At 48.3% G+C, this 18,109-nt stretch carries 15 protein-coding genes; 9 read left to right on the top strand and 6 right to left on the bottom strand.

Annotation, left to right across the window (positions count from 1 at the left end; all coding sequences use genetic code 11):
• Window positions 1-84: 84 nt before the first annotated feature.
• Window positions 85-990 (top strand): LysR family transcriptional regulator, encoded by a 906-nt coding sequence (locus AB3G37_RS12030; protein ID WP_369787885.1) that lies wholly within the window; start codon window positions 85-87, stop codon window positions 988-990.
• A gap of 139 nt (window positions 991-1,129) precedes the next feature.
• Here AB3G37_RS12030 and AB3G37_RS12025 read toward each other — a convergent pair whose 3' ends face one another.
• Window positions 1,130-1,909, bottom strand: coding sequence for an L-threonylcarbamoyladenylate synthase (locus AB3G37_RS12025; RefSeq protein WP_009636161.1), 780 nt, complete (start codon window positions 1,907-1,909; stop codon window positions 1,130-1,132).
• Window positions 1,910-2,127: 218 nt separating this feature from the next.
• The gene (gene fucP, locus AB3G37_RS12020; RefSeq protein ID WP_369787884.1) at window positions 2,128-3,372 is read right to left on the bottom strand and encodes an L-fucose:H+ symporter permease; all 1,245 of its coding nucleotides are present in this window, start codon (window positions 3,370-3,372) and stop codon (window positions 2,128-2,130) included.
• A gap of 490 nt (window positions 3,373-3,862) precedes the next feature.
• On the opposite strand from fucP, the gene AB3G37_RS12015 reads away from it, so the two are divergent.
• The 3 genes from AB3G37_RS12015 (at window position 3,863) to dld (ending at window position 7,955) form a co-directional block, all read left to right on the top strand.
• Window positions 3,863-5,206, top strand: a complete 1,344-nt coding sequence (locus AB3G37_RS12015; RefSeq protein WP_369787883.1) for a hypothetical protein — start codon at window positions 3,863-3,865, stop codon at window positions 5,204-5,206.
• Between the two features lie 114 nt (window positions 5,207-5,320).
• The gene (locus AB3G37_RS12010) at window positions 5,321-6,130 is read left to right on the top strand and encodes a Cof-type HAD-IIB family hydrolase (RefSeq protein ID WP_369787882.1); all 810 of its coding nucleotides are present in this window, start codon (window positions 5,321-5,323) and stop codon (window positions 6,128-6,130) included.
• A 130-nt stretch (window positions 6,131-6,260) separates the two neighbouring features.
• Window positions 6,261-7,955, top strand: a complete 1,695-nt coding sequence (gene dld, locus AB3G37_RS12005; RefSeq protein WP_369787881.1) for a D-lactate dehydrogenase — start codon at window positions 6,261-6,263, stop codon at window positions 7,953-7,955.
• A gap of 86 nt (window positions 7,956-8,041) precedes the next feature.
• Here dld and ampC read toward each other — a convergent pair whose 3' ends face one another.
• Window positions 8,042-9,184: a class C beta-lactamase gene (gene ampC, locus AB3G37_RS12000; RefSeq protein WP_369790860.1), complete on the bottom strand. Its 1,143-nt coding sequence runs from the start codon at window positions 9,182-9,184 to the stop codon at window positions 8,042-8,044.
• Window positions 9,185-9,349: 165 nt separating this feature from the next.
• On the bottom strand, window positions 9,350-9,799 hold the full coding sequence (gene mntR / locus AB3G37_RS11995; protein ID WP_369790859.1) for a manganese-binding transcriptional regulator MntR: 450 nt from the start codon (window positions 9,797-9,799) through the stop codon (window positions 9,350-9,352).
• Between the two features lie 199 nt (window positions 9,800-9,998).
• Here mntR and AB3G37_RS11990 point away from each other — a divergent pair, with 199 nt between their 5' ends.
• The gene (locus AB3G37_RS11990) at window positions 9,999-10,148 is read left to right on the top strand and encodes a hypothetical protein (RefSeq protein ID WP_157135268.1); all 150 of its coding nucleotides are present in this window, start codon (window positions 9,999-10,001) and stop codon (window positions 10,146-10,148) included.
• Window positions 10,149-10,489: 341 nt separating this feature from the next.
• Window positions 10,490-11,263 carry an ABC transporter substrate-binding protein gene (locus AB3G37_RS11985; RefSeq protein ID WP_369790858.1) on the top strand — a complete coding sequence of 258 codons (774 nt, stop codon included), beginning with the start codon at window positions 10,490-10,492 and terminating at the stop codon, window positions 11,261-11,263.
• 135 nt (window positions 11,264-11,398) lie between these two features.
• On the opposite strand, the gene AB3G37_RS11980 is transcribed toward AB3G37_RS11985, so the two are convergent.
• Window positions 11,399-12,484: an ABC transporter ATP-binding protein gene (locus AB3G37_RS11980; protein WP_369790857.1), complete on the bottom strand. Its 1,086-nt coding sequence runs from the start codon at window positions 12,482-12,484 to the stop codon at window positions 11,399-11,401.
• A 317-nt stretch (window positions 12,485-12,801) separates the two neighbouring features.
• Entirely contained in the window at window positions 12,802-14,298 is a 1,497-nt protein-coding gene (locus AB3G37_RS11975) for a PLP-dependent aminotransferase family protein (protein WP_009636170.1), read from the bottom strand.
• Window positions 14,299-14,433: 135 nt separating this feature from the next.
• Between AB3G37_RS11975 and AB3G37_RS11970 the strand changes: the two genes are divergently transcribed.
• The 3 genes from AB3G37_RS11970 to AB3G37_RS11960 are packed head-to-tail and all read left to right on the top strand — an operon-like array spanning window position 14,434 to window position 18,105.
• Window positions 14,434-15,702 (top strand): 4-aminobutyrate--2-oxoglutarate transaminase, encoded by a 1,269-nt coding sequence (locus AB3G37_RS11970; protein WP_369790856.1) that lies wholly within the window; start codon window positions 14,434-14,436, stop codon window positions 15,700-15,702.
• A 48-nt stretch (window positions 15,703-15,750) separates the two neighbouring features.
• Entirely contained in the window at window positions 15,751-16,779 is a 1,029-nt protein-coding gene (locus AB3G37_RS11965; protein ID WP_369790855.1) for an ABC transporter substrate-binding protein, read from the top strand.
• Between the two features lie 57 nt (window positions 16,780-16,836).
• The gene (locus AB3G37_RS11960) at window positions 16,837-18,105 is read left to right on the top strand and encodes an ABC transporter permease (RefSeq protein WP_369790854.1); all 1,269 of its coding nucleotides are present in this window, start codon (window positions 16,837-16,839) and stop codon (window positions 18,103-18,105) included.
• Window positions 18,106-18,109: the final 4 nt, after the last annotated feature.

Genomic DNA, 18,109 nt, shown 5'->3' with positions numbered 1-18,109 from the left:
TAGGGTCTGAAAAATAGAGAGGCTGTCTGGACCTGTGCTAAATATGTTATTTTATTGAATGCCTTTAAATCATCAGACAGACCCATGGACAATATAGAAAATCTCACCGCAATGGTGGTCTTTGCCCGCGTGGTTGAAACGCTAAGCTTTACCGAAGCCGCTAAATCCCTGCGGCTGTCGAAGTCTTCCGTAAGCCGTGAAATTGCCAGCCTCGAAGTTCGCCTTGGCGCGCAGCTACTTAATCGCACCACGCGCAAAATTGCCGTGACTGAAGTCGGGCTGAGCTATTACCAGTATTGCCATCGCATACTCAATGAAATCAAAGGGGCGGAGCACTTCATCCGCCATTTTCATGAGGAGCCGATGGGCAATCTGCGACTGATTGCGCCAGTAACCTTTGGCTGTCAGTGCATCGTGCCAGTGCTGAATACTTTTATTAACAACAATATACACGTCAATGTGGATCTCGACTTGACCGATCGCCCGGTTAATATGGCCGACGATCTGTATGATATTGCGATTGTCATCACTCGCGACAAACCGGACAGCGCACAGCTCAAGCCTTTGATCCCTATTACCTGGGGGCTTTACGCCGCACCGAATTACGTGGCCAGACTGGCCAAAATCAATAAACCGGAAGACTTGCCACGCTACGACTACATACTGTTTCGCGGTCCGGCGCATACCATTTCGCTGCCGTTCTACAAGGACAAGCAAAAGCTGGATATCGAAGTGCACAGTCGTTTTCGCATGAACAACAGCGTGGCTTTGATGAGTTCGGCGATTTCTGGCGGTGGCATTGCTTACTTGCCTGATTACATTGCTCAGGAGTCAGTAAAAGAAGGAAAACTGGTTCGCCTGTTACCCGACTGGCAGATGGATACTTATCATTCGTGGGTAATGTTTAAATCCGAGAATCGTTTGTCGGCGCGAGTGCGGTTGTTTGTCGATGATTTAGAGAAAAAACTGCGTAAGAATTATATGAGCTGAAAACCTAAGTCAGCCCTAATTTCAAGCCTGACTAAGACGAACTCAGATAAATATCAGGTGCATTAACATAAAAAACGGGTGCCACTTAGGCACCCGTTTTGCTGTCTGGCAATGCATTGCGGCTTGGCAATGACAGGACTTAGTAGTAATTACCTTGACGGTAATCCCAAGTCAGGAAAATATCAGACATGATTGACATGATTTTATCAACGTCCAGACCTTTACGGATCAGGATAGGGCATGGAGTCACGCTGCGTTGACCCTTCTGCTCAGGTACCAGAGTACCGTTCTCGTCGACCATGGAAACCATTACACCTTGCTCGTAACGAGTTTTCTCGCTTTCGTTTGGCTGAATTGAAGTCACGTATTCGTTAGCTTCAATGATCAGGTCAGCGTGAGATTCGATACGCTCGCCGATACCTTCAACTTTGCCGCGGTTGCCTTTACCAGATGGATTGGCAGAGCTGGCGAAAGAGAATTTACCGTGGTTTTCCCACAGTTCTTTAGCCAAAATTTCACCCGGCTTACCAAACTTGATAACGAAGCAGCTGGTGTCACGCTTGTCCATCATCATGGTTTTAGAACCATCATCAGGAATACGAGCCTTGGCTTCTTCTTTCCACGGCAGGATACAGCCCAGCAAAATATCTTTGTCCCAGTGCTGCTGGTACATCGCTTCGATTTCTGGATTCAGCTGAGCCAGTGATTTCAGCTGCTCCAAAGAGCCACACAGCACAACGCCCGGCTTGTTGCGGTTACGTTCTTTGGCTTCGAATTTACGGTCAAGACCTTTTGCATCGGAAGTCATGATGATATAGCCAACTTTAGTCGGGCAGACGATCATACCGCCGTCTTTAGACAGGATCTCTACCGCTTCAGGCTGTAAGGCACCATTCCATTGAATTGTTTTGTTAGACATATCTCATACCTTTCGATTGCATTGATTAAGGATATTCGGTGTTCCGAATCAGTGAATTCATCCTACCGTATTTTTTCAAAACCGCGAGCATACAAAGCGAAAATAAGTGATTGTTCCAGTGCTGCAACAAAAGGTACAACAGGAAAGGTAATTTAAATATTGATTGAGAGGGTAAAGTAGAGAGAGCCAGCCCTCTGACTGAGGGCTGGGCAGGTATCTTAAACGGTTGGCCGGTAACCTTTGCAACCGTACCAGGCAATATAGATGTAGCACACCAGTGGAACCACAAACGACACCAGCAGCGAAGCGTGATCGGCAACGGTCGCTTGAATGATTGGCATGATGGCACCACCAACGATACCCATGCACAGCACGCCAGAAGCACGCCCGGTCAAACCACCCAGCCTGTTCAGCGCCAGTGAGAAGATTGTCGGGAACATTATCGAGTTGAACAGGCCTACAGACAGAATCGCCCACATGCTGAACGTGCCCTTGGTGATGATTGCCGCAGCCAGTAATAACACAACAATAGTGGCGTTAAATGCCAGCAGGCGGTTGGCCTTGATACGGGTCATCAACATGCTGCCGAGGAAGCGACCTACCATCGCGCCACCCCAGTAAAGAGAAAGTTTCTGACTGGCATCAACCGCCGACAGTGCAGCGACTTCCGGGCGTTCAAGCAGGCTAATCAAGTAGCTGCCAATCGAAACTTCAGCACCGACGTAGGCAAAAATGCCGATAACGCCCAGCACCAAGTGTTTTCTCTTCCACAGGCTGTGCTCTTTACCATCGTCTTGTTCGATTTCGTTTGTTAACACCGGCAGCTTGCTGAACTTGATGACCAAGGAGATAAGCACCAGTAATGCAGTCAGCACCAGGTAAGGAGTTTGCACAGAGGCAGACTCGCTGGCCAGATAATGTTGAACTTCACCGGCAGGCAGTTGGCTTATTTGATCGGCACTAAGTACCGCCGTCGATAGAATAAACATCCCGCCGAGGATGGGGCCTAAAGTTGTTCCCAGCGAGTTAAATGCCTGAGTCAGATTCAAACGGCTGGCCGCAGTCTCCGCAGTTCCCAGCGAATTGACATAAGGGTTTGCGGCAACCTGCAATAAGGTCAGGCCGGAAGCCAGAATAAACAGAGAGAGTAAAAACAGCGGGTATGAACGCAGAGAAGCCGATGGGTAAAACAGCACGCAGCCAATGGCGGCTACTAATAATCCGATGATAATACCTGACTTATAGCCAAATTTGCTGACCACTTTACCGGCCGGATAAGACATCACAAAGTAGGCGAAGAAAAAGCAGAATTGGACTAATGAGGCCTGAACATAGCTCAATTCAAACAGCGATTTTAAATGCGGGACCAAAATGTCATTAAGAGAAGTAATTAATCCCCACATAAAGAAGAGTGCGGTTAATAGAGCCAAAGGCCCTTTGTAACTTATGGTTTTGTTGTTCATGAAAATTCCTGAAACCTCTGGCTGCCAGATTATTCGCCTCAAGAGGCGCCTCTGGCTTAACGATAAAATGCCGATGCCTGGCTGAGCATCGTTATCCGACCCTGATGACATCTATGTTGTGCCGATCAAAAAAGTGACCTGACGTACATTTTTAGCGTGCGAAAGATTACATAAACTTGAAACGAAGACAAGGGTCTGCAACCCTGGTTAACACTTTTAGACGCGGTGGCCTTTTGACGATAAATCTTTTAAAAAGATAGAGTTACTACGTGGCTGGTGATAATCGGGCGACTGAGCCACAGAGATTAGTACAATATTTGTGATCTAGATCTCACAAAGCCCTCATTTCATGATAATTAACGACATAATAATTATTTAGGCGTATTGTTTGAAAGCTGACTTATGTCAAATATTCCTCATTGTTGAAGCCACTGCCAACTTCAATTTTTTGCCAGATTGCCTCTCTCGATAACCGGTCCTTAAGGACGTGATGCAGAATCGCCAAGTTAGCCGAGTTTTTATATTAATCCTGTGGGTTACAATTATTTTTTTGTCGGGATCAACCTTTGCCTTAAATAACGCTGACTATGCCCGCACCACTGATACTTTTATGGCACACATTCCTTTTATGAACCCGTATATTCCGCTTGCGTGGCAAATGAAAGTGCACTTTCAGCCGATAGGGCAGCTGTTCGAGTTCAGCGTTTACAGCATCATGCTCTATCTCTATGCCAGTATTATTTCATTACTAACCTCATGGTTTGACCTGATGTTAATGGCCTCAATGCTAAAGTTCATCTATCTGCTAGAGCTGTTTGCATTGAGCAAAATATTTTTTGACTATAGTCGTAAGTCACATTATTTTATTTTTACATTGTTCATCATTCCATTGTTTTCTTCATCTATCCTCAGTTTTATAGCTTCCTTCTATCAGGATTCAATCGTTGTCTTCACTTTGCCAATACTGTGTTATGTCCTTTGCAAACCAGTTAAGTACAGTGCTGGTGTGTTGTTTCTACTTGCCAGTGCGATAGCTTGCACAAAAACGCAATACTTTTACCTTCCCTTGGTTATTTTGGTCGGCTTGTGGGTTTTTAATGAAAAAGTAGACAAGAAAAAATATATTGCGTTGTTTTTGTCATTTGTAATGGCATTGATCGTTGTCTCTCATTCCAATAAAACCGTGCCTTTGAATAAATACAATTCGAACTATTTTGGGGCTTATTTATATCAGACGCTGAATCACATTGAATTAGATAGCAGTGTTGAAGCTGAATGTGTTGGCATAGATCCGTGGAATCAAAAATACGATTTCAATTTGGGTAGTGTGGTAAATCCGAAACCAAAAATAGGCTGCTATGCACGTCATCACTCAGATGCAAGTTTTAGTAAAAGTTTTGCTGTCTTCTTTAAAAGACCTGCAAACTTATTAACTCTGCCATTCGATCCCTCTATACAACGACAAATGAAAGAAGAATACTTCAGTTTAGCTTATGCCAATAAATACTTTTCAAGTCATGATCGGTTCATTTCAAAAGTGACAGAGTTGAAAGATGACATCTATGGCCCGTGGCGATATTCAATCGCGGTACTCATTGTCTTATTGTCATTTTTCTTGAAAAGTAATCCTCAAGCAAAACTTATGTTTATTCTTGGCGTCTTCTCTAGTTCTCAACTCTATATTGCTTTCTTTGGTGAAGGCTATCGCGATATGTCGAGACACCTTTTTGCCATGAACTTCTCTTTCGACCTACTCATCTTCATCTGCATGATGATGCTAGCCCAAGCCCTGTTTAAAAGGTGGCAAAACAGGGCGGTTGTATCAATCAAATAGGAATTGGGTAAAGTTTAGGTTAGAGCTTGCGTCGGGTCTTTGATAAGATTTTGCCCTACGGTTGCAACAGATAACCGACGCCGATGAACCCTTTACCCTGATAATGGAATAAATATGTCAATAAAACTGATTGCGGTGGATATGGACGGGACTTTTCTCAACGATGAAAAGAGTTACGACAAATCCCGTTTTCTGGAACAGTACACCAGACTCAAACAGCGCGGCATCCATTTCGTGGTGGCGAGCGGCAATCAGTATTACCAGCTGGTGCATTATTTTCCTGAAATTCATAAGGAAATAGGTTTTGTAGCGGAAAATGGCGCTTACGTGGTCGATGCTGGAGAAGAGATCCACTGTGGTCAATTTGCCAAGGCAGAGATCGCAAGAATTCTAGCGGTGCTTGCGGATGTTCCCGATATCCAGCTGGTTGTCTGCGGAAAAAACAGTGCCTACGCGCATGACTCGATGCCGCACGCGGTAGTCGAGAAAATGTCCAACCATTATCGCCGCCTTAAAAAAGTCGCCGATTTTACTGACGTTGAAGACATTATTTTTAAATTCTCACTGGGTGTGAAAAATGAAGCTATTCCTGCGCTGTTGCAGAAGCTGTCTATTGAGGTCGGTGACATCTCTCAGCCCGTTGGCAGCGGTTTTGGATTTATCGACCTGATCATTCCAGGCCTGCATAAAGCCAACGGCATCAGCCTGTTACAGGCCCGGTGGGGAGTAAAAGATAGTGAAGTGGTGGCTATCGGCGATAGCGACAACGATATCGAAATGCTGCGCCATGCCGGATTCGGCTTTGCGATGGCCAATGCCAGCCCAACGGTGAAGGAAGTTGCCGGTTACTCTACCGAAAGCAACAACTGCCAGGGTGCGTTGAACGTGATATCTCGCGTTCTGGAACAACAAACGCCGTTTTAGTCCAGAGAAAAGTTTTCGATACTAATATTCTGAATTGGTTATATAACAATACTAATTCAAAATAATTATTTTTTCACAATATCGAATTACCCGCCGCGATGAATCATTGCGGCCTTTGGAGAAAGGTCAGATGGAGAAGGGCACAACAATCATTCCTCAGTTACAACAAATCCTGGCTTCGGATCAGTTGTTAATCAGTGAAAATGACAAAGCGTATTACACTAAAGGATTTCGCGTCGGCCAGGGGCAGGCGCTGGCAGTTGCCATTCCCGATTCTCTGCTCCAACTCTGGGAAGTACTAAAAGTCTGCGTAGCCTGTGACAAGATTATTTTGATGCAGGCTGCAAATACTGGGGTAACAGGCGGCTCTACGCCAGACGGTAATAATTATGACCGCGATGTCATCATTATTAGTACACGCCGTCTTAAAGGTGTGCAAGTTATTGACAATGCTCAGCAGGTAATTGCCTTCCCCGGCAGCACGCTCACCGAACTGGAAAAAGCGCTGTATCCCCATCATAAAGAGCCTCATTCGGTTATTGGATCCTCATGTATTGGTGCATCAGTAGTCGGCGGTGTATGCAATAACTCTGGCGGGTCTTTAATTCGACGCGGTCCGGCATTTACCGAGAAATCTCTGTTTGCCCAGATAAACGATGACGGCACACTTTCGCTGATCAATCATTTAGGTATTTTCCTTGGTAATACGCCCGAAGAAATGATCGCTCGCCTTGAGAGCCAGAATTATACTACCGGCAGCGAGCCAGACTGGGAGGGAAGGATCTGGGCTGACGATTATGCACAAGTGATTCGGGATGTTGACGCCGACAGCCCGACCCGTTTCAACGGCAATGTGCAATATCTGCACGACAGCTCAGGCAGCGCAGGCAAAGTTGCGGTATTTGCGGTACGTCTCTCAACCTTTGATCGTGGTGATAACACCCACACCTTTTACATCGGCACCAACGATGAAGTTGAACTTATTGATTTGCGACGCTATTTGCTGAGAAATCTGCAAGAGTTGCCCCAACAGGCGGAATATATTCATCGTAATGCCTTCGACCTGACAGTGCGCTATTCCAAACATGTTTATTGGGCGATTGACAGACTGGGTCCGCAAGCGCTTCCTTCATTGATGGCGAAAAAGGCGCGCTGGGACGTGCGGGTGAAAAAGGCCGGTTTCCTGCCGCTAAATCTGGTAGATAAAGTTTTGCAGAGCGTGAATAATCTGACGCCAAAACGTGTCGCGAAACGCATTCTTGATTATCGTGATCGTTTTGAACATCATCTGATGATCAAGACCGAATCTCGGTATTCTGCCGATTTATTGCGATTGCTAACTGAATTTTTCTCCAACAGAAGTGGAGAGTTTTTTGCCTGTAATGAACGCGAGGAAAAGGATGCATTTTTAGTTCGCTTTGGCGTGGGCGGGTGTACCGTTTCTTATTGCGATTATATGGGAATAGATACCAATCAGCGACTGATGGCTTTCGATGTTGCGTTACGACGCAATGACAGTGAGTGGCGAATTGTATTACCCGCGCATCTTCAGGCACAGGTTCTGGAAGATTCATGCTGCGGGCACTTTTTCTGTTTTGTTAATCACCAGGACTATATCCTCAAACCTGGTGTCGATCCGTTGGCCTTCAAACATGAGGTGCTCGAATACCTCGACAAGCGTGGCGCGAAATATCCCGCTGAGCACAATGTCGGCCACTTGTATCATGCTTCGCCTGAATATGAACAGCATCTGCGGCAGCTTGACCCAACCAATACTTATAATCCAGGCATTGGTAAAACCAGCAAAAATAAACACTGGTCGTAAGCCTTTAAAGCCTGCTGGTTACACGGTCAGCAGGCTTGATGCTTTTACGGCGGATAAAACCGTCTTATATAAAACCTGCCCGTGGATCAAAAGCCTTCTTTTTGCTTCGCTAAAATCTGGTAGGCAGCTTTAACCCGTGCTTCATTGGGATACGATTTATTGGCCAGAATAATAATTGCCATTTTCTTGACCGGCACAAACATCGCATAGGTCGAGAAGCCATTGGTAGAACCGGTTTTATTGTAGATTGCCTGTTCGAGCGGCGGCTGCGGCGGATTGATGGCCTTGGTCGGTTGAGCGTCGGTAATGATCTGCGAGCCGTTATTTTTTAACAGCAGCTCCAGCGGCGAAGGATAGGCATAATTTTCCCACATCAAATCCTGAGTAAATCCGGCAACTCGATAATAACCTCGGTGGGTGGCATCAACCGCGACTTGCCAGCTTGCATCAATGGGCTGTTCATGCAGGTTAATGTCGAGATAGCGAATTAAATCGGCCGAGCTAGATTTCAAGCCATAGGCCTCGGCATCGACAGGGCCGGGCCCGACGCGAACGGGCTTATCCTGCTTGTTGTAACCCTGCGCATACTCGGCCATCTTATCGGCAGGCACTTTAATAAAGGTATTGTACATCCCAAGTTTCGGCAGCAGCTGTTGTTGCATGACATCAATAAACGGCTGATTGAGACTTTTGGCGGCAATAATTCCCAGCAGCCCAATCCCCATGTTGGAATAAACTCGGACACTGCCAACCGGTTGTGTCGGTTTCCATTGCTTATACCAGTCCATCAGTTGTTGCGGAGTATTTACACCCTCGGGTTCGAACAGCGGCAGGCCAGACGTATGAGTCGCCAGATTTAGCAGGCTGACATTATCAAAGGCGCTGTGTTTTAACTGGGGAAGATATTGACTGGCCGCATCGTTAAACGAGATTTTCCCCTGCTGCTGAGCCCAGCTGGCGAGAGTCGCGGTAAAAGTTTTGCTCAACGATCCAATTTCAAACAGTGTGCTGTTAGTTATTGGCTGGCGTGACTGTCTGGAGGCGACTCCGTAATTATAAAACGTTGTTTCGCCATCGATGCTAACGGCAATAGCCATGCCTGGAATTTGATATTGCTGCATTAATGGCTTAATAATTTGGTCAACTTTTTCCTGCTCAGAGGATTTTGCCTGAGCCGTAGAGGCAAAAATCAAACCTATAAGTGTTGCGGTAACAGCCTGTAATTTCATCCTGTTGAAGTCCTTTTAAAATCGGGGGATTAAAGTCTGAGCGGGAAAAAGAGGAACACAAATTCAGGGTTTATACTGCGATCGTAAGCAAAAAATAATGAAATATCAGATAAAAATCAGGAAAACACTTGAGATCTTCCTGATCAAATTAAGACAGAAGGGGCTTTATTGCGATGCTTTTTGCTGTTCGGTAAAGCGTTTAAAAGCTTCAAGAGTTTCATCGCTAACGTGATGCTCAACACCTTCAGAGTCTAAGCGCGCCGTTTCCGGACTAATGCCAAGCGCGACGAAAAATTCTTCAACAATGTTGTGGCGCTCGCGATTTTCTGCTGCCAGTTTTTCACCTTCCGGCGTTAAGAATGTGCCGCGGTAGGGTAACTGCCTGACCAGTCCGGCGCTAGCCAATCTTTTCAGCGTTTTGGCAACGGTAGGCTGGGAAACGCCCAATCTTGCCGCTAAATCTACCTGTCGAGCTTCCCCAAATTCTTGAATCAAATCAGAAATCAGCTCAACGTAATCTTCCATCAATTCCCGACGATGCGCCTCGCGCACCTGTAAAAAACCCTGAGCGTGATCTTCCACATCCAGCAATGGACTAACTTTCTTATTTTTCACTACGCCCACCTTTTTTCTTGCTCAATGGCTTTTTACTTCTCTTCCTTAAGCCACATACTTCGCGACAATGGGGGCATTGTAAACCAAGTATCACCAACCACCAATTTTTGCTGACTTTGCTATGGCTAACTAATATAGCCTGTGCTATACCTGTATAATAAACCTTCACGAATGCGTGGGTATGAAGCAGGAGTCAATTATGGAACAGAGCCTGAGTTTTTGGAAAGTGTATGGCCGTTCACCGTTACGTTTACGGCTCTTTTTGCTGCATATGATCCAGTCCTGGCTGGTGGAGAAACGCCATCCCGAAGAGAAGGGCAAGGCGACTGAACCCGACAATAAGGCCTAATGATGTTTGCCGCTGCGCAAAACGTCGAATCTGCTAAAGATTTTAGGTGATATATTTTCAAGAATGGCGCTTATACTTTAAGCCCTTCAACCCGTGCCGTTTCGCGACAATTCGCTGCCAGCCTGACCTCTTCATGCACGCGCCGGGCCAACGGCCCAGCGGCTTATTCCTCATTTATCTCTTCATAACTGCCTTGACTGCTATCCATAAGTTATCGGTATTACCTTCCGTCAGCTCGTTGCCGCTATTGTGAATTAGCACTCTAATTTGCTGTTAATCAATGATTTTAGCAGCTTGTTTTAGAGTGAATAATGACTTTGTATGCATCAGCCGGGGGAATAATGAAGAAAGTTTCGCTGTTGTTTTTATTGATGGCCGCCAGCAGCAATGTGATGTCTGCACCTGCTGAACTTAGGTTGGGCATAGACCCGACATTTCCTCCTTTTGAATCGAAAAATCCACAGGGGAAAATTGTTGGTTTCGACGCTGATTTAGGGCGGGCGATTTGCGAAAAAATGCAGGTGAAATGTGTGTTCGTTGAAAACACTTTTGATGGACTAATTCCCGCGCTCAAAGCCAAAAAATTCGATGCGATACTTTCTTCGTTATCCATAAACGATGAACGTAGAAAATCCATCGACTTCTCAACGGCACTATTTACCACTCCGGTGTACCTCATCACCCATAAAAACTCGGGGCTAACGGCCACCGCCGAATCACTCAAAGGAAAAAGAGTCGGGGTGCAGCAAGGCTCGGTATTTGAAACCTACGCTAACCAATATTGGCGTGATAAAGGCGTTGATGTGGTGTCGTACGCCTCGCCGGATCAGGTTTATGCCGATCTGGCATTAGGGCGACTAGACGCCACTTTGGATGATGCAGCTTCGGCAACGGCATCATTTTTGGATAAGCCGCAGGGCGCAGATTTTCAGTTAAACGGCAAAGAAGTTTACGACAAAACTTTATTTGGCAAAGGCACCGGATTGGGGTTGCGCAAAGGGGACGACCAGCTCAAAGCTTCGGTCGATCAGGCCATCGCTGAAATCAAATCAGATGGCACTTTCAGTAAGTTGAATAAGCAGTATTTTACCTTTAACGTTTCGCCGAAAAGTTAGGGTTTAATGGGGCTAATAAACGGCAAATAGCCGAAGATCTCTACAGATAATGATCTCTTCGGCTATGATTTCTGACCGCATGTCAAACTATGTTGCATAGCGTCAACACGGGCTCATGCCCCTGCGAGCAACGAATTAGTGCGCCACCACGTCCAGCGCTTTCAGATTTTGTGGCTGCCATGACAGCATCACTTCGCTACCCGCTTTCCAGCCAGGTTGAACCTGAGTGGCCGGCATTTTCACCATAAAATTACCTTGCCCGGCAACTTCAGTCAGCATACGCACGTGATCGCCAAGATAGACAAACTGCTGGATCCGCGCGCTGACTTTTTCACATCCCACAGTCGGATTATTGACGCTGATATGTTCAGGGCGAATGCACAGCATGATTTTTTTGCCCGGCGAGCTAGGGCGTACTTTCAGGGAGGAGAGCAGGGTGCCATCGTCCAAAGAGGTGCTGTAATAATCGCCCTCGGCCTTAACGTTAGTTGCCAGCAAGCTATTATTTTCGCCGATAAACTGTGCAACAAACGAATTAGTGGGCTGCTCGTAAATCTTGCTCGGCGTGTCAAGCTGCTGAATGACTCCATCATTAAACACCGCCACGCGATCTGACATGGTCATCGCCTCGCTTTGATCGTGTGTTACGTAAACGATAGTCAAGTTCAGCATCTCATGTAACTGTTTGATTTCCATCTGCATATGTTCACGAAGCTGCTTGTCCAATGCACCCAGTGGTTCATCCATCAACACCAGTTTTGGCTCAAACACCAGTGCGCGAGCCAAGGCAACCCGCTGTTGCTGGCCGCCGGACATTTGCGCCGGGTAGCGATCGGCCAAGGGTTTAAGTTTTACGATATCCAAAATGCGTTCCACTTTGGCGCGGATATCTGCCTTGCTGAGACGGCGAATCTTAAGCGGGAAAGCCAAGTTTTCTGCGACGGTCATGTGCGGAAAAAGGGCATAGTTTTGGAAAACCATGCCGATATCTCTTTGATGCGGCGGGAGATTGTGCAGCGGTTTGCCACGCAATAAAATCTCTCCCTGGGTCGGCGTTTCAAACCCTGCCAGCATCATCAGACTCGTGGTTTTGCCTGAACCAGAAGGGCCGAGCATGGTTAAAAATTCCCCCTCGTGAACCTCGAGATTGAGATTTTTAACCACCAGTTTTTCACCGTCGTAGCTCTTGACAATATTTTTAAAACTTACGTAGCTCTGCATCAACTTCACTCCCGCTTAATGACTTGTCCCGTTGGATTTATCGATCCGGCAAAATTTGCTCTGCAACCTGGCGATTGATATCGGCATGATTCATGCATGTTGGGTGCTATCGAACACCTCAAGTTGGCGCTATTTAAAATCAGTACCATCTGGAAAAGTGTTCTGGCAAGTTTTTTTTGACAAATTTAAAGCCTGAGAGGAAGCTCGCAGGTTAATGTTTTCTATTGTCTTTTTTATTATTCTGCAACTTTTTAGCGGCTGGCAGTTTCGGCCAAAGAGTCGTAGAAACCCTTCGACCGCTGTTGCACCATAAACTTTCAACCTGCCCTAAGTTGGGATTTCAGGGCGCTTTTCAGGCATGAGACCAGCACGGCGAACGCCGATTCCATGCGCGGAAGCTCAACGCATCCGTACCCCAGAATCAGGCCTCTGCGTTGAGTGTTGCGCATGTAGTACGCTGATAATGCACGGGTTAGCACGCCTTTTTGCTCCAGCTCCGCGCTCAGGGCAACGTCGTCAATTGAGTCTGGCAGTGATAAAATCAGGTGCAGACCTGCATTGCTGTATTCACATAAAAATTCTTTCCCCAACTCCTGTTCGATCATCCTCGCCAGCGCGTTTCGCCGCTTTCCGTAGGCCAAACGCATGCGGCGAATATGTGCGCCGTAATGACCTTCACGAATAAACTCGGCCAGAGTCAACTGGGCTAATCCGTTGCCGCCGCGATACAGTTCGGAATGAGCAATCTTCAGTTTTGCCGCCAGCGCGCGCGGTAACACCACGTAGCTGATGCGCATTCCGGGATACAGCGTTTTGCTGAAAGTACCGATGTAAATTACCGGCGCATCGGGCAGCAGGCCTTGCAGTGCAGGGATCGGGCTGCCGGAATAGCGGAATTCACTGTCGTAGTCATCCTCGATAATCCAGCTACCGTGTTGCACCGCCAGTGACAAAATACGCTGACGTCTGGCCAGGCTCATCACCGATCCCAGCGGATACTGGTGGGAGGGCGTCACGCAAATGATTCGCGGCGGCGTCTCGTCCTGCTCGATGTCAGGCGGGTCCATGCCATTTTCGTCGACGCCAATCGGCTTCATCTCAAGGCCGTTGATGGAGAGAATATTACGGATCCCCCAATAACTCGGTTCCTCAATCCACGCGGTATCACCCTGATCGCAAAGCACTTTTGCCAACAAATCTATTGCCTCGTGAGTCCCTGCGGTGATCAAAATCTGCTCCGGCGTGCAGCTTACCGAGCGCGCAATACGCAGATAATCCGTCAGCACCTGTTGCAGCGGCAAACAACCGCCGTGACGGGAATAGGTCAGAAACTGCGGGTCCAATTTTCGATTTAAACGGTTTTGCAGTTTGCGCCAGATGTCATGGGGAAAACGCGTGACGTCCGGTACGCCGGGCATAAACGCGCCCCACTGGTGCGGTGCGGCTCCGGTGCGACCCAGCAGGCGTGTCCCGCGTTTTGACAGCTGCACCATGCCGCGAACTGGCATTTTGGCTGGGCGCGAGGCGTCAGAGCGGATGCCGTCCTCCGGCAAATCTGCATTGACGAAGGTGCCACTGCCGGTCCGGGTTTGAATATATCCTTCGGCCTGCAACTGTTCGTAGGCTGCGAGCACGGTATTGCGCGAAATGCCCAGCTCCTTGGCCAAATCTCGGCTGGCGGGCAATCTGCTGCTCGGCGAGATGCTGGCATCAAGGATTGCGGTCCTCAGTGACTGGTACAGCCGCTTGTTGAGGTTGCTTCCGGTGGCAGAGTCAAGCCGATGCAAAATCAAATCTGAAAGTAGCGATCTCAATTGGTACCTCAAAATAAATGAAACTGGCTCTGGATTATAGAACCGGTTTAGCGCTAAAAAGCAAGGAGGAAGATTGATGCCGTATTGGTTTTTTAATCATTGAATGATTTAACGCACAGATGAGCCGGAGTAAAAATGGATCACAACGAATTAGAACAACGCCGTAAAGCCGCGACGCCGCGTGGCGTATCAGTGATGTATGACTTCTACGCCAGCAAAGCGGAAAACGCCACGCTGTGGGATGAGCAAGGGCGCGAGTTTATTGATTTTACCGCCGGGATTGCGGTGTTAAATACCGGCCATCGCCATCCTCAAGTCGTGGCAGCCGTGCAAAAACAGCTGGCCGCTTTCACCCATACGGCTTATCAAGTGGTACCTTACGCGAGCTACATTACCCTCGCCGAGCGTATCAATGCGTTGGCTCCCGTACAGGGTGCGGCTAAAACGACGTTTTTCACTACCGGTGCCGAAGCCGTTGAAAACGCGGTAAAAATTGCTCGTGCTGCCACCGGTCGCCCTGGAATTATCACTTTCTCTGGCGCATTTCACGGCCGTACTCTGTTAACCATGGCGCTGACCGGTAAGGTTTTACCGTACAAAAAGGGCTTCGGGCCTTTCCCTGGCTCAGTTTTCCATGCGCGCTATCCTAATGCGCAACAGGGCATCAGTGTAGAAGAATCCCTTGAAAGCATTGAGTATTTATTCCGCAGCGATATCAGCCCGCAGGATGTTGCGGCGATCGTTTTCGAGCCAATTCAGGGCGAGGGCGGTTTTAATATCGCACCAGAAGCATTTGTTAATGGCCTGCGCGCGTTGTGCGACCGTCATGGCATCTTGCTGGTTGCCGACGAAGTGCAAAGCGGTTTTGCGCGTACTGGCAAAATGTTTGCTATGGAATATTACCCGCAGGCGAAAGCAGACTTGATAACCATGGCTAAAAGTCTCGGTGGCGGATTACCGATTTCCGGCGTCACCGGACGCGCCGAAATCATGGATGCGCCTGAACCGGGCGGTTTGGGCGGAACTTACGCCGGTAACCCTTTGGCGGTGGCGGCTTCGCTGGCGGTGCTGGATATCATCGAGCAAGAGCAGCTGTGCTGTCGGGCGCAAACGCTGGGTGCCGAGCTGGTGGAAGTGTTGCAACAGTCAAGGATTCACTGCCCGGCGATTGCCGATATCCGCATGCGCGGTTCGATGGTCGCGGTGGAATTTGACGATCCGGCTACTCAAAAACCCGATGCCAAGTTTACCCGTTTGGTGCAGCGCAAGGCGCTCGATGCCGGTTTAATGCTACTCAGCTGTGGCATTCACGGCAATGTGATCCGTTTCCTGTATCCACTGACTATACCCAATGCACAGTTCAAGCAGGCGCTGGAAATCCTGGCTCAGGCTTTAAAATCATAACCAAAATTAAATGATCACTTTTCTCTTTTCAATTTCAGGAGTCACAGCATGTTCAAAAAAATTGCATTGACCACACTGCTTGCCGGATTGGTATTTCAGGCTCAGGCCGAAACGCTGACTGTGGTTTCCTTTGGCGGCACCAACAAAGACGCGCAAGACAAGGCATTTTATAAACCGTTTGAAGCCGCCGGGCTGGGCACTATCGACTCTGGCGAATATAACGGCGAGATGGCGCGGATCAGGGCGATGGTTCAAACCGGTCAGGTTGGTTGGGACGTGGTCGAAGTCGAAGGCCCGGAACTGGTTCGCGGTTGTGATGAAGGGCTTTTTGAATCGCTGGACTGGAGCAAGCTGGGCGATAAAAACAACTATTTGCCTTCTGCGGTTACCGAATGTGGTGCCGGGATTTTCGTCTGGTCAACCGTGTTGACCTACGATGCGAAGAAGTTGTCAAAAGCGCCGACCAGCTGGGCGGATTTTTGGAATGTGAAAGAATTTCCGGGCAAGCGCGGGCTGCGTAAAAGCGCCAAATACACGCTGGAAATTGCTTTGCTGGCCGACGGGGTAAAACGTGAAGACGTTTATAAAGTATTGGCAACGCCACAAGGTGTTGATCGCGCGTTCAAAAAGCTTGATCAGCTTAAACCGTATATCCAGTGGTGGGAATCTGGCGCGCAGCCTTTGCAGTGGCTGGTATCTGGCGACGTGGTGATGTCCTCGGCCTATAACGGCCGCGTTAGCGCTGCGAACAAAGAAGGCCACGATTTCAAAATGGTCTGGAACGATAGCCTCTATGATCTTGATAATTGGGCAATTGTAAAAGGTTCTAAACACAAAGCGTTGGCCGAACAGTTTATCGCGTTTGCCAACAAGCCTGAAAATCAGAAGGTTTATGCTGAAAACATCCCTTATGGCCCGACGGAGAAATCAGCCACCAGCATGATTGATGCGAAAGATGCGGTTGATTTACCTACTGCGCCGCAAAACATGGCGGATGCTATCCCGGTAAACACTCAGTTCTGGGTCGATCACGGTGAAGATCTTGAACAGCGCTTCAATGCCTGGGCATCGCGATAATCGTTGAGCGCACAGAGAAAGCCGATAACGATCAATAGAAAAAGCAGGAAGAATGCCATGAGCCAGACCGAAATGTTGCCCCGTTCACTTACCGAGCCCAGCGCGAATGACAACGCAACGCTGCGCCAGCAACTGCGCAAGGTGCAATCAGCCTACACGCGGCGATCGCTGCTGCTGATTGCGCCGCTGCTGCTGTTTGTGGTGGTCAGTTTTATTTTCCCCATCGCCTCAATCTTGATGAAAAGCGTCCAGAACCCGGAAATCGGGCAGGCAATGCCGCAAACGGTAAGTAAACTCGCGCACTGGGACGGTAGATCGGTACCCGACGAGGCAACATTTTCGGCTCTGGTTGCCGACCTGCGTGAGGCGCGCAACAGCGGCAAACTGTTTTCCGTCGCCAAACGTCTGAGCTACGAAGACGACAGTTATAGCAGCCTGATATTGAGCACCTTGCGCCACACCCCTGCGGGCAATGTTGCCGTGAAAGAAAAGCTGATTGCAACCATGCCACTGTGGGGGCAGGTCAGCACTTGGCAAAGCCTGCAACGGGCGGCAAAACCGTGGACTTCTTATTACCTGCTGGCGTCCTTTGACCGCAAAGTTAATATCGACAACGGCAAGATTCAGGCTTTACCGGCGGGTCAGGCTCTGTATGTCGATGTGCTGCTGCGAACGCTGTGGATGGCGCTGGTGGTGACCGTGTTCTGCGTTTTACTGGGTTATCCATTGGCCTACTGGTTGGCAAAACAACCAGCAGGGCGCGCCAACCTGTTGATGATTATGGTACTGCTGCCGTTTTGGACCTCGCTTATCGTGCGTACCGCCAGCTGGATTGTGCTGTTGCAGTCCGGCGGCCTGATTAACCGCAGTCTGATGGCAACCGGTATTATCGACCACCCGCTGGTATTGGTGTTTAATCGACTCGGCGTTTATATCTCGATGACTCACATCATGCTGCCATTTATTGTTCTTCCTTTATATGCAGTGATGAAAGGCATTTCACCCGGTTATGTTCGTGCCGCTATTTCACTGGGCGCACATCCTTTCAGCGCGTTTTGGCGAGTTTATGTGCCGCAAACCTACGCGGGCGTCACCGCAGGCGCGCTGCTGGTATTTATGATGGCGATTGGTTACTACATTACGCCTGCATTACTGGGCGGACCGGGCGATCAAATGGTCAGCTATTTTGTTGCCTACTTTACCAACACCACGATGAACTGGGGAATGGCTGCGGCGCTGGGCGCACAGTTGCTGGTGATCGTTATCCTGCTTTATGTGGTTTATGCCCGCGTAACGCGCACCAAAGCCGAAGCTGCGGCCCACTAATTGT

It is taken from the genome of Rouxiella sp. WC2420 (genome assembly GCF_041200025.1).
Lineage (GTDB): Bacteria > Pseudomonadota > Gammaproteobacteria > Enterobacterales > Enterobacteriaceae > Rouxiella.
Note: the sequence above shows the minus strand (reverse complement) of the source record. Positions and strands in the feature narration are given on the sequence as shown.